The sequence below is a fragment of the Parasphingorhabdus sp. genome, assembly GCF_039968395.1.
Classification (GTDB): domain Bacteria; phylum Pseudomonadota; class Alphaproteobacteria; order Sphingomonadales; family Sphingomonadaceae; genus Parasphingorhabdus.
The window spans coordinates 89819-104249 of sequence record NZ_JBDVPV010000002.1; the positions used below are offsets into that span (position 1 = coordinate 89819).

Here is a 14431-nt window from a genome sequence, read left to right on the forward strand (position 1 = left end):
ACCACATTGAGTAAATGAAGCGAGCAATGGACAGAGAAGCACGGCGGAAGAGGTGGAACTATACTTCAGGATCACGATTCCTGCTGTCTGTTCTCGGGTTCTTCCTGATTCTTGTCTCACCGATTATCGGCGCGATACCAGGTCCCGGTTTCATCATCGTTTTTCCGATCGGCCTTGCGCTCGTTCTTCAGAATTCCCGCTGGGCAAAAAAGCGCTACGTCGACTTCAAACGCAGGTTTCCGCAATATGGCAAATGGACCGACTGGGCGATGCGCAGGCGGCGGCACAAAGACCTTCCGGACGATTTCGAGCTCCCTGTTTTCGGCAAGGTAAAAACCAAGTCGGAACAGCAAGAATTATAGCCGCTAACGCTTGACTTTCGGGGTCTGCGCTCTTATCCGCACTCTCCAGAACATGGCCGCAGCTTATGAGCGGCCTTTTTTATCGAAATTTGAGATACAGGACAATCGCGATGAAGCGCACATTTCAACCAAGCCGACTGGTCCGCAAACGGCGCCATGGTTTCCGCGCCCGCAAAGCGACCGTAGGGGGCCGCAAAGTATTGGCAGCCCGCCGCGCCCGTGGCCGCAAAACACTCTCTGCCTGATACAAAAAAGCCAGCTGGCGGCGATTCTGCCGAGCCAGTTCCTTCCGAGAATCAAGAAACAACCGACGCAGTTTCAGCGGTCGATCCTTCGCGCGTTGAAGTGATTCGCAAACGTGCGGATTTTATCGCAGCCAATCGCGGCAAGCGATTCGTTACTCCGGATTTTGTGCTCCTTTGTCATAGGCGGCGGCCCTTGCATCCCGTTTCAGCAAGCGCGGTGCGCTTTGGAATCACTGTCACCAAGAAAATCGGCAATGCAGTGGCCCGCAATCGCATGAAACGCCGTTTTCGAGCGCTTGTCGCAGAAACACTCCCCGAATATGGAATTCCCGGGGTGGATCACATTTTGATCGGCCGCAAACAGCGCCAGGAACGGGATTTCGAGAAATTGAGAGCGGATCTCGTGAATGGACTCAAACATCTCGCAAAGAAGCTGTGATTGCATGCTGAAAGCAATATTCATATTTCTGGTGCGCTGCTGGCAATGGGGCCCGTCACGCATTTTACCACCAACATGCAGATATAGCCCCAGCTGCTCGGCCTATGCGATTGATGCGATCACCAAATATGGTGCGATTAGGGGTAGCTGGCTGGGAGCGAAGCGGCTATTGCGCTGTCACCCGTGGGGGGGCTCTGGATATGATCCGGTTCCTTGAAAGCATCGAGAACCAAGCATATCTGTAACATTCACGCGAAACATATCCGAAAAATTCAGTCGAGAAATTAGGAAGCACAGTGGACGACAAGCGTAATATCATCATGGCAGTCCTGCTGACCGGAATTATCCTGTTTGGCTGGCCGCTGTTCATGGAACAGTTCTTTCCCGAAATGGTGAATGACAACGACGCGGTCGAGCAGGTGAGTGATCCCGCAGTCAATCCGGCTTCGGCCGATGGTTCTGCGCCCGCAGTGTCCACCGTGCCGGGCTCTGCCAGTATTGCCACCGGCGCCGCTATCGGACAAATTCGCCCGCTTGCTGCCGTTCTGCCTGAAAGTTCGCGGGTCACGATCGACACTCCACGCCTTTCGGGGTCGGTCAACCTGCAAGGTGCAAAAATCGATGATTTGACGCTGACCGATCACAGAGTCGCGCTCGACAAGGACAGTGATCCGGTTCGCCTTTTCTCACCCACAGGAACCAAAGATGCCTATTTCAGCCGCTTTGGCTGGGCGGGCAATGGCGTGGCCCTGCCCGACGACAAAACCGTGTGGACCGCCGATCAGAACCGATTGACACCACAAACGCCCGTCACGCTGAGCTGGGACAATCAAACAGGTCAGAATTTTGCGATTACCTTCTCAATTGACGAGAACTACCTGATCACCGCAGAGCAAAGCGTCACCAATCGGGGCGAAGCGGACATCGCGCTTAATCCATTTGGTCTGCTGAGCCGTGTCCGCGATCTGGAAAATATTCCGGCGAGCGAAGCCAGCAGCTGGACGATCCATGTCGGCCCGATGGGCGTGTTCGAAGAAGCCGCGAATTTCGATACTGACTATGAAGACGTGCAAGAAGCCGGAGCCAATGGCATCGCCGGAGATGCGACAAATGGCTGGATCGGGTTTACCGACAAATACTGGCTCGGCGCGCTGATACCGGCGAGCAAGGCACAGATTGACGGCAAGTTCCGGTCGGGAAGCGGTAATCTCTTTCAAGCTCAGATATCACGCGAAAATGCCCAGATCATTGCACCGGGCAAAGTCCTGACCACCACCACTCGCCTATTTGCGGGTGCGAAGGAAACGGCACTTCTCGACAATTACAAAGAACAATATGGCATCACGTTGCTGGATCGGGCGATCGACTGGGGCTGGTTCTACTGGTTTGAAAAACCACTTTTCTATCTGCTCAACTGGCTTTTTGAAATGGTTGGCAATTTCGGCGTCGCCATCATCATCATGACATTCATCGTGCGCGGGATCATGTTCCCTATCGCGCAGAAGCAGTTTGCGAGCATGGCACAGATGCGCGCCGTGCAGCCGAAAATGAAAAAGATCCAGGAAAAGCACAAGGACGACAAGCAGAAACAGCAACAGGAAATCATGAAGCTGTACAAGGATGAGAAGGTCAATCCGCTCGCAGGTTGCCTTCCGATCTTTCTGCAGATTCCGATCTTCTTTGCGCTGTACAAGGTCCTGATGCTCTCGATTGAGATGCGCCACGAACCGTTTACGCTGTGGATCAAGGATTTGTCGGCGCCCGACCCGCTCACCCCGGTCAACCTGTTTGGCCTGATCCCGTTTGACCCGCCAAGCTTCCTGGCTGTCGGTATCCTGCCGATCCTGATGGGCATCACCATGCATTATCAGTTCAAACTCAATCCGCAGCAAATGGATCCGATGCAGCAGCAAATCTTTGGTCTGATGCCGTGGATATTGGTGTTCATCATGGCGCCGTTTGCCGCGGGTCTGCAGCTTTACTGGACCGTTTCCAACCTCTTGACCATCGCCCAGCAGAAATGGCTCTATTCACGCCATCCGCAGCTGAAAGAACAAATGGCCAAGGATGCCGAAGAAAAAGCCAAAAAGGCAGCGGAAGAAAAAGCGGACGCATGACCCCGCTTCATCCGAAAATTTTTTCCGGGCCGATTTCCTTCCTGAAATCGGCTCCGCAACTGCAGTTTCTGCCCAAACCATCGGTGCCTGAAATCGCCTTTGCCGGCCGGTCCAATGTCGGGAAATCATCGCTGATCAATGCGCTGACCAATCGCAATGGTCTGGCACGAACGTCCAATACGCCGGGACGGACGCAGGAGCTGAATTTTTTTGATATTGGCGATCCGCTGATTTTTCGGATTTGCGATATGCCGGGCTATGGTTTCGCCAAGGCTCCTCCCAAAACCGTGCAGAAATGGCGCTACCTGATCAATGACTATCTCCGCGGACGTCAGGTGCTCAACCGTGCGTTTGTTCTGATCGACAGCCGCCACGGGATCAAGAACACCGATGAAGATGTGCTGGACATGCTCGACAAGGCAGCGGTCAGCTACCGGATTGTCATGACAAAGTCGGACAAGGTGAAAACCGCCGAACTGGAAGCCACGATGGCCAAGGTGGCGCAAGCCGCGAAGAAGCACGCCGCCGCTCACCCGGACCTGATTGTCACCTCATCCGAGAAAAAGCTCGGCATCGAAGAGCTGCGCGCGGCCGTTCTGGAAGCGGTTCAGCTCTAGAAGCAGCGCGCCGAGCCGTAACCCGACCCGCATCGGTTCCGAACAACGAGTGAGATTCCGGCTTTCGCTGGAATGACGAGTGGGTTAGGACTCCAGATATGAAACTGATAATCGGAAACAAAGCCTATTCCAGCTGGTCGATGCGCGGTTGGCTGGCGTGCAAACAATCTGGCCTGTCCTTTGAGGAGCTCACCGTTCCGTTATTTGGCGAGGACTGGGATGAGGTGCGCGAAAGCGAGAATTTTGCACCTTCGGGCGGAAAAGTCCCGATTCTCTGGGAAGATGAAACGGTTGTCTGGGACAGCCTCGCGATTATTGACTGGCTTGCCGACAAAACCCATCGCGACCGGTTCTGGCCCAAAGATGAAACCGCGCGCGGGATGGCCCGGTCGATGGCGGCGGAAATGCATTCCAGCTTCATGGCATTGCGCAAACAATGTCCGATGAACACCCGCAAGCGCTATGAAGGCCTGCAATTCACGCCGGAAGTGCTTGAGGATGCGGCGCGGATCATGCAGCTCTGGGCACAGGCCAGAGCACGTTTCGGCGGCGGCGGGCCCTTTCTGTTTGGAACTTATGGCGCAGTGGACATCATGTATGCGCCGGTGATCTCCCGGTTCCAGACCTATGGCTTTCAGGTTCCCAGCTTCGCATCTGCCTATATGGAAACCATGCTGGAGCATGACTGGATGGTCCAGTGGATGGATGCGGCAGAGGAAGAGCCCTGGGTGATCGAGCGCATGGAACAACCCGAAACCGCAGAAAGCTAGACAGTGGCAGACTCTGAATTTAGCCCGGTCCTGCTGGCCAAAAGACTGATGGCATGTCCCAGCGTCACGCCCGCCACAGGTGTCGTGTTTGATGAAATGGAAGAAATGCTGGCGCCGCTCGGCTTTGAAGTCAGCCGCTTCATTGCCGGCGACAAACCGGAAGATGCCGGGCTGGGCGGTTCGGTAGAAAATCTGTTTGCGATTCGCAAAGGCGCCGAGGGTTCACCCCATTTTGCCTATGCCGGACATCTCGACGTTGTTCCGCCGGGTGAAGGATGGAGCAGCGACCCCTTCGAGCCGGAAATAAAGGGCGATTTGCTGCACGGGCGCGGGGCCGTGGACATGAAAGGCAGTATCGCTGCCTTTGTCAGCGCGGTGCACCGCCTGCCGAGAGATCTGGGAACAATCAGCCTGATCATTACCGGAGACGAGGAAGGCCCGGCCCGTTTCGGTACCGTGGCCTTGATGGATTTCATGGCAGAGCGCGGCATCAGGCCGGACCTGTGCCTTGTCGGCGAACCGACATCCGTCCACCGCCTGGGCGACATGATGAAAATCGGTCGACGCGGATCGGTCAATATGTGGATTACGGTGAACGGCACGCAAGGGCATGTCGCTTATCCTCATCTCGCCGACAATCCGATCACAAAATTGGGCAAGATCTTGAGCGAGATTGACGCGCTCGAACTTGACCGGGGAACCGACTGGTTCCAACCCAGCAATATCGAGTTTACCGACATTCATGTCGGCAACCCGGCACATAATGTCATTCCTGCCAAAGCGGAAGGCCGCCTGTCGATCCGGTTTAACGACCAGCATAGCGGCGATTCTTTGAGCGAAATGATCCGCGAAGTGGTTGAAAACCATGGAGGCGAATTGAAACCGATTATATCGGGTGAACCGTTTTTGACCCCGCCCGGAGAATATTCATCACTTGTTGCGGGCGCTATTACGGAAGTGACCGGTGTCGAACCCGAACTGTCAACGACCGGCGGCACATCTGATGCCCGTTTCCTGTCACGCATCGTCCCGGTTGTCGAATTTGGTCTGTGCAATGCAACCATGCACAAGCTGGACGAGGCTGTTGCAATTGATGATCTGAATCAGCTGGCCCGGATTTTCGAGCTGATTGTCAAACGCGCTCTGGGCTGATTTAGCGCCGCCGTCGCAAAATAATATATAGCGCACCTGTTCCCCCGTGACGGGGATGTGCCCTGCGTACCGCGGCGATGTGAGATGCGTGTCGGGAAGCAGCCAGCCAGTCGGAGATCGCGGCCCGGATCGCGCCGCGTCCGCCTTCCCGCCGCCGTTGTTCGTCGCTCCGCGCCTTGCCGGTAATCAGCAATATCGCTCGATGCCCTGCAGCGATGCTGAGTTCCAATGCGCTGTCGAGACGACCATGGGCCGAGGACAGGGTATAGCCGTGCAGGTCAATGGTAACATCGGGTTGCACGACGCCTTTGTTCAACCGGCGATCCCAATGACCATCCAGTCCTGATTTTTCCGGAATCGGTGTCTGATCTTTCAGCGGGACAGCGCGAACCGGCATACCGCCAAATGTTTCCGCCGTTATGGGACCCGGTCGTTCCGGCAGTTTTTTCGCAACAGGCAGGGATTTCACCCTGCTTATCCGTGCCTGATCAAGCGGTTCGACAGTTGCAATCACCTTTTGCCACAGCGCCTTTTCACCGGCGGTGAGAGGCCGGTCCGACACGAAGTCTAGTTACCCGCTGATTCTTGATTCGCACGCAATTTGGCAACCGTGCCCTTGGGAAGAAACAGCAGAGCCTGACCACGGGATGACATTCCCCCGGCAATCTGGCGCGCTTCGCTTCCCGCGCCCCAGAATGTGTCGAAACGGTTCGCCCCTTTGATCGCTCCGCCAGTATCCTGCGCAATCCATAGTCCGTCCGCAACATTGTGCTCCAGATCGAGAAAAACGGGTGCGCCCAACGGCACAAACATGCGATCTGCCGCGACCGATGTGCGTCCGACCACCGGGTGACCCATGGCGCCAAGTGGTCCGGGACCCGTCAGTTCGCGGAAGAAGATATAGCTCCTGTTCTCCCGCATGATCTTCTGGCCTTCTTCCGGATTGGCGCGCAGCCATTCCACGATACCCTGCATGTTGGTTTTGCCATCCGCCAGCAAGCCGCGTTCCCTCATGACCCTGCCAATGCCGGTATAGTCACGCCCGTTTTGCCCGGCATAACCAATCCGCATCACTGATCCGTCCGGCAACGCCAGACGTCCGGAGCCCTGGATCTGCAAAAAGAAAAATTCTATATAGTCGGCTGCCCATGCAATCTCGAGGCCCTGACCTGCCAGCGCACCGTCATCAATTTCCCCCCGTTCTTCAAAGGGTACGAGTTTGTTGCCGTCCACTTTTCCACGGATGCGTTTGTCTTTCAGGGCATCAGAAAACTGGCCGAGATCGACATCGAGAAGATTGGAAGGTCGCTTGTAGACGGGAACCGGATAGGCCGCACCCGGGGTGCGCGAGCCTTTGATTTCGGGCTCGAAATACCCCGTTGCATAGGCCCGGCCGTCACCAATCTGCACGGCTTCGAAATGGCTTTCAAAAAATCCGGCGGCGTCACTGTCCGACCAGCCTGAAGCCGCGTCGCAAGAAGGCTCCCAGTCGCTTCCCGATGTCAGGCCGCTATTGTCTGTCCGCCGTATCAAAGATGAGCAGCTGGTTCGAAAAGAGGCCAGAGCCGGTATGGCTTTGCCGGGTTGCAGGTTCAAAGACCGGATGTCCGGGCCGAGCGCAAAACCGGCCAGGGCAGCACGTACCGGCTTTTCTCCCAATCCGGGCTGCACCGTTGCAACCGGATCAATTATACCGGCTGTCTGTGCAACAGGTTGCGTTGCAGGGGTTGTTCGGGTGGCAGGCTGTGAGCTCTCCCCGGCACGAACAGTGCCTTCCGGAATGATGGACAACGAGCACGCGCTGATCAGCAAGGCGCTGCAGGATAGTCCCGCCAGTTTCATATGAGTTCCGGCCTTGCTAAACGAAAACACCACAATCCCGCAGGATCTAAGCTTCATCGGTCTCGTCAAGTACCCAGGCGGGGCTGGCGCTGGAGAGATCACGCATGAAAGTCCAGACGTCGTGCGTTTCAACTGCATCAGACAGGGAGCCGCCAATCAGCTTGCCATCCTTGTCTTTCACCACAGCAGCAATATCGGCATCGAACTGGACTGTGATACGGGCCATCGGGCGATCATAGCTCGCATCGACAATACGAGCTTCCTCGATCCGCACCAGCTCGTTCTCCAGAACTTCGCCATTTTTTTCACGCGCTTCGATCACGCCGAGAAAACTCTCGTAGACATCGTCGTCACACAATTCTTTCAATTCTTCCCGATCACCTTTCCAGAAAGCCTCGAGAATCATGCCATAAGCCGCTTTCGCACCGTCGACGAACCGGCCAGTGTCAAAATTGCGATCCGCAGACAATATCGCGCGCATGCCCGATTCGGCATTGGCGTCATAGATCATGGTCGGCGCCGGCACGGGGGTTGCCGCAGCCGGAGTGATATCGGGAATCGGAGTTTCCCGGCGATCATTGCCGTTCAGGCCGTCCGAAGGGCGCTTATCCAAGCTATTCTCTACGTTTCGGGGGGTATGCTCCTGCTCGTGGCCAGTGCGTTTCCCGAGAACGGAATAGAGGCGCAGACCCAGAAATGCAGCTACCAGCGCCAGAAGAACTATTTCGATAGTCACGATATCTCCAATATCTTTATTCTCACACTACATAGGCAGGAAATGCCGCAGTTTCAAATGCCTTTCGCGTCAAGCGCGTGTTTCATCACCGATTTCTTTCCGGTCTAGTCCCCCCAGTGTGAACAGCGGATTACAAAAACCCGGTCAGCAAGCCGTGACGACAGGATGCAACAGCAGGAAGATTTCCGCCATTGCCCTCACTGGAAACCCCTGCTAATCGCGCTTCCAACCGACCGGCAGTTTGCGCTTCCGGGACTTGTATCAGATCTCCGAAGGGACTCGCTTGATGGCCGACGAAAACGAAAACACACCAACTGCTGATCCAGCCACAAACGGCGCAGACAACGCGCCCCAGATCGGCGTGATTTCGCAATATGTCAAAGATCTCTCGGTCGAAAACCCGAATGCGCCAGACGTATATCAATGGGCGGATCAACCGCAGATTGACGTCCAGTTCAACATTGGATCGAGCAAAGTCTCTGATGAGGTTCACGAAGTCGAACTCAAGATCGAAGTTGTGGCCAAAACAGATGCTGGCGTCGCTTATCAGGTCGAATTGCTTTATTGCGGGTTGTTTGGACTGCGCAACGTTACTGATGAACAGGCCCATCCGTTTCTGTTCGCCGAAGCACCGCGGCTGCTTTTCCCGTTCGCTCGCGCCGTCATTTCCGACGCCGTGCGTGATGCCGGGTTCCAGCCATTAATGCTCGAACCAATTGATTTCACGGCTCTGTATATGCAGCAGCGTGAACAGATGGCCGCTTCTGGTGAAACACAACCGGTTGGAAACGCCTGACCGGTCCTGCTAGGACGCGGGTATGAACCTGCTGAAATCCACCGGTACGATTGCTGGCCTGACGATGGTCAGCCGGATTTTTGGCTTTGCACGTGACATTATTTTGGCGCGGGTCCTCGGAGCCGGAGCCGCTGCAGACGCTTGGCAACTGGCCTTTCAGCTGCCCAATATATTTCGGCGCCTCTTCGCGGAAGGTGCGTTTTCAGCTGCATTCGTCCCGCTGTTCAACCGCAAAATGGAAGAAGACGAACAGCGGACTGCGGCACAGAATTTTGCTATCGATGTCTTGTCCGTTTTTGTACCGATCTTGCTTGTATTCTCTGCTGTTCTCATGCTCGCCATGCCTGGAATCATCTGGTTGATTGATGACTTCGGTGAAGGTGGCCGGACCACCGACTTCACCATATCTCTGGCCCGGATCACTTTCCCCTATCTCGCTCTGATCAGCGTGACGACATTATTTGCCGCGATCCTTAACTCAGTGAACCGGTTTGCCGCCGCAGCGGCCGCGCCGATCATGCTCAACATCTGCATGATATCAGCGCTCCTGCTCTCCCTCTGGGTCTCGGGTGGCACTGATAAGCGACAGGCAGCGTATTTCCTGGCGTTTGGAGTTGCATTTGCAGGACTGTTGCAAATGCTCTGGCTTTATTACTGGGCCCGCAAGGCCGGGTTTTCTTTCGCTTTGCGCAAACCGAAATTTACACCAGATGTGAAGGAGCTCGGCATATTGATTTTGCCCGCTGTTTTTGGTGCGGGGATTTACCAGATCAGCCGGTTTGTCGACCTCTTCTTCCTCGGCCGGCTACCCGAAGGCAGCTTTGTGTATCTCGCGATGGCCGATCGCCTCAACCAGCTTCCACTCGGAATTATCGGTATCGCCCTTGGAACCGCAATACTTCCGGCACTATCCCGCTTTATTGCCCGGAATGACACAGACGGTGCACAACGCATCCAGGGCAATGCCATCGAACTTGGAATGTTGCTGACAATTCCCGCAGCGGTTGCCCTGTTCTTTGCAGCCGGGCCGCTGGTAAATGCATTTTTTGTCGGCGGCAATTTTGAGGTATCCGATGGCCAGACCACTGCCCGGGTGGTCGCTGCCCTGGTTGTCGGCCTGCCCGCCTATGTTCTGGTAAAAGTGCTGATACCCGGGTTTTTCGCGCGCAAGGATACCAGAACCCCGGTTTTCACCGCGGGTATCTCGCTGATGATCAATGTCACGCTGAATCTCATTCTGATTCCTTTGTACGGTATTGTCGGGCTGGCCTTTGCGGGTGCTATCGCGGCGTGGTGCAACTGTGCGATGCTCTATTTCATGCTCCATTCGCGTGGTCATTTTCATCTGGAGTGGACGCTGCTGATGCGGATCATACGGATTTCCCTGTCTGCCGCAGGCATGGCTGTCGCACTGATCTATGCCGCCCCGGTTGGCGAGCATCTCTATACCGGTACAGTCTGGGAAAGAGTCGGGTCGATTACAGCTCTGGTCAGCATCGGCGGTCTTGTCTATGCGATACTCGCATGGGTGACGGGAGCTGTCGACAAGACCAAGATCACCTTGCTGACCAAGAAAAAGGCCGCCGAAGATGCGGCAACTGAAGGACAATGAAAATGCGCACCGTTTCGGGCATTCAGCCCACTGGCAATCTCCATCTTGGTAACTATCTCGGTGCCATCAAAAACTGGGTGAAACTGCAGGAACAAAGCGAATGCTTTTTCTTTCTTGCCGATTTGCATGCGATAACCGTTCATAACGATCCGGCGACATTGTCAGCCAATTGCCGGGAAATGGTCGCCGCGCTGGTCGCAGCAGGTGTTGACCCGCAAAAATCCGTTCTGTTCAATCAGGCTCGTGTTCCACAGCATGCGGAACTTGCCTGGTTGCTGATCTGCAACACGCCGATGGGGTGGCTGGATCGGATGACCCAGTTCAAGGAGAAATCCGGGAAACACAAACAGCGCAGTTCGCTGGGCCTTTATGGTTATCCCGTATTGCAGGCAGCTGATGTGCTCATCTATCAAGCGACACATGTTCCGGTTGGTGAAGATCAGAAACAGCATCTCGAACTGGCACGCGATATTGCCACCAAATTTAACAGCGATACCGGCGAGGAAGTTTTTACGCTTCCGGAGCCCTTTATCGAGGGCCCCGCAGCCCGGGTCATGTCGTTGCGCGATGGGGCAGCCAAGATGAGCAAATCCGACCCTTCGGATCTCAGCCGCATCAACATGACCGACAATGATGAAATGATCGCGAAAAAGATCAAAAAAGCCAGAACCGATCCGGAACCATTACCCGACAATCTGGACGATCTGGACGGTCGACCGGAGGCCAGAAACCTTGTTGGAATCTATGCCGCACTGTCCGACATCAGTGCCGAGGAGGTGCTCGCCGAATATGCCGGTCAGGGTTTTGGTGATTTCAAACCCGCCCTTGCCGACCTCGCAGTTGCAAAACTGTCACCCATTCGCATCCGTTTCGACGAATTGCGTCAGGACAAAGATGCGATCGATGCGATCTTGCGAGATGGTGCCGAACGAGCAAAAGCGCGTGCACAACCGACCGTTGATGCGACTTACAAGGCACTTGGTCTTTTGCGAGACTAGCTGCTCACAGCCTCCGTCGAATGCTTCAACCCGCGATGCCAGTGCAGGCATTGCGCAACAAACCGCGTCCACTGCCTTTAATAGTTGTATTTTTGTAACAGTTCTGAGTTGATTCATCCTCTTTTAAAAATTTGTCTGGACAAATTAGGGTCGCAGTGGAATTTGTTTTGCGGGAAATATGTCCAGACAAATTGGACCAGGGAGGCCTCTTTAATGAAAACCATGCTCAAAGCTTCGCTTATGGCGGCTACAATAATGACCGGCGCGCCGATTTATGCTCAGGATTCAGCGGATGGTGCTGAAGAAAGCGACAACAAGGTAATTATCGTCACGGCCCGGAAGAAAGAGGAAACTCTTCTCAAAGCGCCACTTGCCGTATCGGTCTTTGGAGAGGAAGAGCTTAGTTCCGCAGGCTTCCAGGATATCACCGAAGTCACCAAGGCTGCGCCAGGTGCGTTTGTCGAACCCTATAATGATGTCTTCGCCCGGGTTAACACCACTCCGCGCTTCCGCGGCGTCACCGTACTGACCGGCAGCCGATTGCAGCAAACGGCTACCGTGTTTCTTGACGGTGTTTACATCAGTGGCGGCATTTCGACACTTGGCATCAACGAGCTGCAGCGTGTTGAAATCATCAAGGGGCCGCAATCAGCCCTGTTCGGCCGGAACACTTTTGCCGGTGCGATCAACTATGTAACCAAAGACCCTGCAGATGACTTCCAGGTCAATCTGGACGTGACCGCTGCGACCCGCGACGAATATAGCGCCGGCCTGTCTGTTGAAGGTCCGATTGGTGATATCGCCAGCTTCCGTCTGGGCGGTAACTGGTCAGACAAGCAGGGACATTATGCCAATGTGGTACTGCCCGGAGAACGGCTTGGCGACGAATCACAATGGTCGATCAACGGCACACTGGTCGTAGAACCGTCCGACAATTTCCGGGTCAAATTGCGCGCGTCCTATCAGGAGATCGATGACGGCACACCTCAGGCTATTGGCGCATTCGGTGTAGCGACGCATAATTTTGGCGGCTTTGCCCTGGATGCCAACGGCGTTGCGATCCAGACAGATTCGGTTGTGCCTTCCCCACTGGGAAGCGGACGCACGGAATCTGTATTCCGCGGCCGGATCACATCCATTGATCCGTCCCTCATCGGCTTGAACTCAGGACAGATGGCCATCGACAATTTCCGTGGTCTTCAGAATGACGCCCGGTTCGACCCGTCGGATGCGGTCAACAATTTCAAATATACGCCCTTCAACGTTGATCAGTTCGGATTGCAGCTCGACAGCCTGCGTCTGAGTGCAGTTGGCGAATTTGACATTACCGACAATGTATCCTTCAACTTCCTCGCAGGTTATAATGAAGAGAATTTCGGTTTCTTCGGCGACTTTGATCTGCGTCCCGATGATTCTTTCACCAGCTTCACCGCCCGCGAAACTGAAGATCTTACAATCGAAGGACGTTTCACCGGCAACTTCCTGGACGACAGGCTGACGCTCATCGCCGGTGCCAGCTATGTGAAGCTTGATATCGTTAGTCTCGGCGGAACAGCCAACTTCCTGTTCAGCCCGATCTTCTTCGGTGACATCTTCCGGTCGGATCCGTTCATTACCGGTGCCGAAACAACCGGCTTGTTTGGTCTGATCGATTTCGATTTCAACGATCATTTCTCGCTGACACTCGAAGGACGGTATCAGGAAGACAGAATCAGTGATGCAGATGTCAATATTGGCCTCGCGACACCAATTTCACCTTCCAAGATCACCAACTTCCTGCCGCGTGCGACCTTCCGCTATACGCCGACTGATCTGACCACGCTTTATCTGACATATAGTGTCGGTAACCTGCCGGGCGGTTTCAACCCACAAGTGGCTTCGCTCGATAGTGCTCAGCGCATGGAACTGGCGGCTCTGGCTCCGGAAGCCGATATCAACTTTGACGAGGAAAAACTCGAAAACTTTGAATTTGGCTGGAAACAGGCACATCCTGACGGGATTTACGCTTTCAATCTTGCGGCGTTCTACATGAAACGCAGTGATGAAATATTCCGGTCCATCGAACTGGTAACGGACACCTCGCCAGGTGCACCAAATCCAACCCGGACAGTTGCGTTCACGGCCAATGGGGCTTCCACGGACATTTACGGCATCGAATTTGACGCGACCGTCAATGTCTCTGAAAACTTCTCGGTGCAGGGTTCCTTTGCATATGTGGATGCCACAATCGCTTCCTTCCCTGTCGGGGGTGGCACCGGCGACTTTGGTGATATCTTCGGGCCAGGAGCCGATGTTGCAGGTCAGCAGGCACCACGCTTCCCGCCTCTCACGCTTTCACTGGGCGGAACCTATACCGGCGACCTTGATGGCCCGATGGGCATCAACAGCTGGTATCTGCGCAGCGATGCCTATTTCACCGGACCCTTCTACATCAGTAACGCGAATGTCGCGCAAGTCGATGAGGCCTTCGACGTCAATCTGCGTCTCGGGCTTGAAGGCGAGAATATGGGCGTTGAGTTCTTCGTGACCAATCTGCTGAACGAAGATGCTCCAAACTCTGCATTCAACTTTGCGGATGTCGGCTTCGACACGCGCCTCATGCCAGGCGGCTTTTTCGACTTCTCGCGTGAAGGTGCCCAGATCGGACTGCGCGACAAGCGTCAATTCGGGGTTCGCCTGAAATATACCTTCAAGTAAAATGCAGATTTCAATGAAATCTATTCAAGGAACGCGCTCCCGATGGGG

At 54.9% G+C, this 14431-nt stretch carries 15 protein-coding genes; 12 read left to right on the plus strand and 3 right to left on the minus strand.

What is annotated here, in order from left to right; translation table 11 throughout:
• Positions 1 to 26 precede the first annotated feature (26 nt).
• The 8 genes from ABJI30_RS04505 (at position 27) to dapE (ending at position 5702) form a co-directional block, all read left to right on the plus strand.
• Complete coding sequence (locus ABJI30_RS04505; protein ID WP_348025391.1) at positions 27 to 362, plus strand: PGPGW domain-containing protein; 336 nt, start codon at positions 27 to 29, stop codon at positions 360 to 362.
• Between the two features lie 110 nt (positions 363 to 472).
• Positions 473 to 607 (plus strand): 50S ribosomal protein L34, encoded by a 135-nt coding sequence (gene rpmH, locus ABJI30_RS04510; RefSeq protein WP_348015994.1) that lies wholly within the window; start codon positions 473 to 475, stop codon positions 605 to 607.
• Positions 582 to 1046 (plus strand): ribonuclease P protein component, encoded by a 465-nt coding sequence (rnpA, locus tag ABJI30_RS04515; RefSeq protein WP_348015995.1) that lies wholly within the window; start codon positions 582 to 584, stop codon positions 1044 to 1046. The genes rpmH and rnpA overlap by 26 nt, the downstream gene beginning before the upstream one ends.
• Before the next feature lie 4 nt (positions 1047 to 1050).
• Positions 1051 to 1263, plus strand: a complete 213-nt coding sequence (gene yidD / locus ABJI30_RS04520; protein ID WP_348015996.1) for a membrane protein insertion efficiency factor YidD — start codon at positions 1051 to 1053, stop codon at positions 1261 to 1263.
• Between the two features lie 79 nt (positions 1264 to 1342).
• Positions 1343 to 3163 (plus strand): membrane protein insertase YidC, encoded by a 1821-nt coding sequence (yidC, locus tag ABJI30_RS04525; protein WP_348015997.1) that lies wholly within the window; start codon positions 1343 to 1345, stop codon positions 3161 to 3163.
• Positions 3160 to 3780, plus strand: a complete 621-nt coding sequence (gene yihA / locus ABJI30_RS04530) for a ribosome biogenesis GTP-binding protein YihA/YsxC (RefSeq protein WP_348015998.1) — start codon at positions 3160 to 3162, stop codon at positions 3778 to 3780. Before yidC ends, yihA begins: the two co-directional genes overlap by 4 nt.
• A gap of 98 nt (positions 3781 to 3878) precedes the next feature.
• Positions 3879 to 4550, plus strand: coding sequence for a glutathione S-transferase family protein (locus ABJI30_RS04535; protein ID WP_348015999.1), 672 nt, complete (start codon positions 3879 to 3881; stop codon positions 4548 to 4550).
• A gap of 3 nt (positions 4551 to 4553) precedes the next feature.
• On the plus strand, positions 4554 to 5702 hold the full coding sequence (gene dapE / locus ABJI30_RS04540; RefSeq protein WP_348016000.1) for a succinyl-diaminopimelate desuccinylase: 1149 nt from the start codon (positions 4554 to 4556) through the stop codon (positions 5700 to 5702).
• A 1-nt stretch (position 5703) separates the two neighbouring features.
• On the opposite strand, the gene ABJI30_RS04545 is transcribed toward dapE, so the two are convergent.
• From ABJI30_RS04545 to ABJI30_RS04555, 3 genes are read right to left on the minus strand one after another with little or no spacing between them, the layout of a single operon-like run.
• Entirely contained in the window at positions 5704 to 6264 is a 561-nt protein-coding gene (locus ABJI30_RS04545) for a Smr/MutS family protein (protein WP_348016001.1), read from the minus strand.
• Between the two features lie 5 nt (positions 6265 to 6269).
• Positions 6270 to 7544 (minus strand): murein transglycosylase A, encoded by a 1275-nt coding sequence (locus ABJI30_RS04550; protein WP_348016652.1) that lies wholly within the window; start codon positions 7542 to 7544, stop codon positions 6270 to 6272.
• A 46-nt stretch (positions 7545 to 7590) separates the two neighbouring features.
• Complete coding sequence (locus ABJI30_RS04555; RefSeq protein ID WP_348016002.1) at positions 7591 to 8280, minus strand: Tim44/TimA family putative adaptor protein; 690 nt, start codon at positions 8278 to 8280, stop codon at positions 7591 to 7593.
• A 286-nt stretch (positions 8281 to 8566) separates the two neighbouring features.
• Between ABJI30_RS04555 and secB the strand changes: the two genes are divergently transcribed.
• The 4 genes from secB (at position 8567) to ABJI30_RS04575 (ending at position 14383) form a co-directional block, all read left to right on the plus strand.
• Positions 8567 to 9076 (plus strand): protein-export chaperone SecB, encoded by a 510-nt coding sequence (gene secB, locus ABJI30_RS04560; protein ID WP_348016003.1) that lies wholly within the window; start codon positions 8567 to 8569, stop codon positions 9074 to 9076.
• A gap of 22 nt (positions 9077 to 9098) precedes the next feature.
• Positions 9099 to 10688 (plus strand): murein biosynthesis integral membrane protein MurJ, encoded by a 1590-nt coding sequence (gene murJ / locus ABJI30_RS04565; RefSeq protein ID WP_348016004.1) that lies wholly within the window; start codon positions 9099 to 9101, stop codon positions 10686 to 10688.
• Between the two features lie 2 nt (positions 10689 to 10690).
• Complete coding sequence (gene trpS, locus ABJI30_RS04570; protein ID WP_348016005.1) at positions 10691 to 11686, plus strand: tryptophan--tRNA ligase; 996 nt, start codon at positions 10691 to 10693, stop codon at positions 11684 to 11686.
• A 213-nt stretch (positions 11687 to 11899) separates the two neighbouring features.
• Positions 11900 to 14383 (plus strand): TonB-dependent receptor, encoded by a 2484-nt coding sequence (locus ABJI30_RS04575; RefSeq protein ID WP_348016006.1) that lies wholly within the window; start codon positions 11900 to 11902, stop codon positions 14381 to 14383.
• The last annotated feature ends 48 nt before the right edge of the window (positions 14384 to 14431 follow it).

Excerpts from the sequence above, each read along its gene's own strand:
- ABJI30_RS04505 (WP_348025391.1), top strand. The coding sequence starts at position 27 with ATGGACAGAGAAGCACGGCGGAAGAGGTGGAACTATACTTCAGGATCA.
- rpmH (WP_348015994.1), top strand. The coding sequence starts at position 473 with ATGAAGCGCACATTTCAACCAAGCCGACTGGTCCGCAAACGGCGCCAT.
- yidD (WP_348015996.1), top strand. The coding sequence starts at position 1,051 with ATGCTGAAAGCAATATTCATATTTCTGGTGCGCTGCTGGCAATGGGGC.
- yihA (WP_348015998.1), top strand. The coding sequence starts at position 3,160 with ATGACCCCGCTTCATCCGAAAATTTTTTCCGGGCCGATTTCCTTCCTG.
- ABJI30_RS04535 (WP_348015999.1), top strand. The coding sequence starts at position 3,879 with ATGAAACTGATAATCGGAAACAAAGCCTATTCCAGCTGGTCGATGCGC.
- ABJI30_RS04550 (WP_348016652.1), bottom strand. The coding sequence starts at position 7,544 with ATGAAACTGGCGGGACTATCCTGCAGCGCCTTGCTGATCAGCGCGTGC.
- secB (WP_348016003.1), top strand. The coding sequence starts at position 8,567 with ATGGCCGACGAAAACGAAAACACACCAACTGCTGATCCAGCCACAAAC.
- murJ (WP_348016004.1), top strand. The coding sequence starts at position 9,099 with ATGAACCTGCTGAAATCCACCGGTACGATTGCTGGCCTGACGATGGTC.
- trpS (WP_348016005.1), top strand. The coding sequence starts at position 10,691 with ATGCGCACCGTTTCGGGCATTCAGCCCACTGGCAATCTCCATCTTGGT.
- ABJI30_RS04575 (WP_348016006.1), top strand. The coding sequence starts at position 11,900 with ATGAAAACCATGCTCAAAGCTTCGCTTATGGCGGCTACAATAATGACC.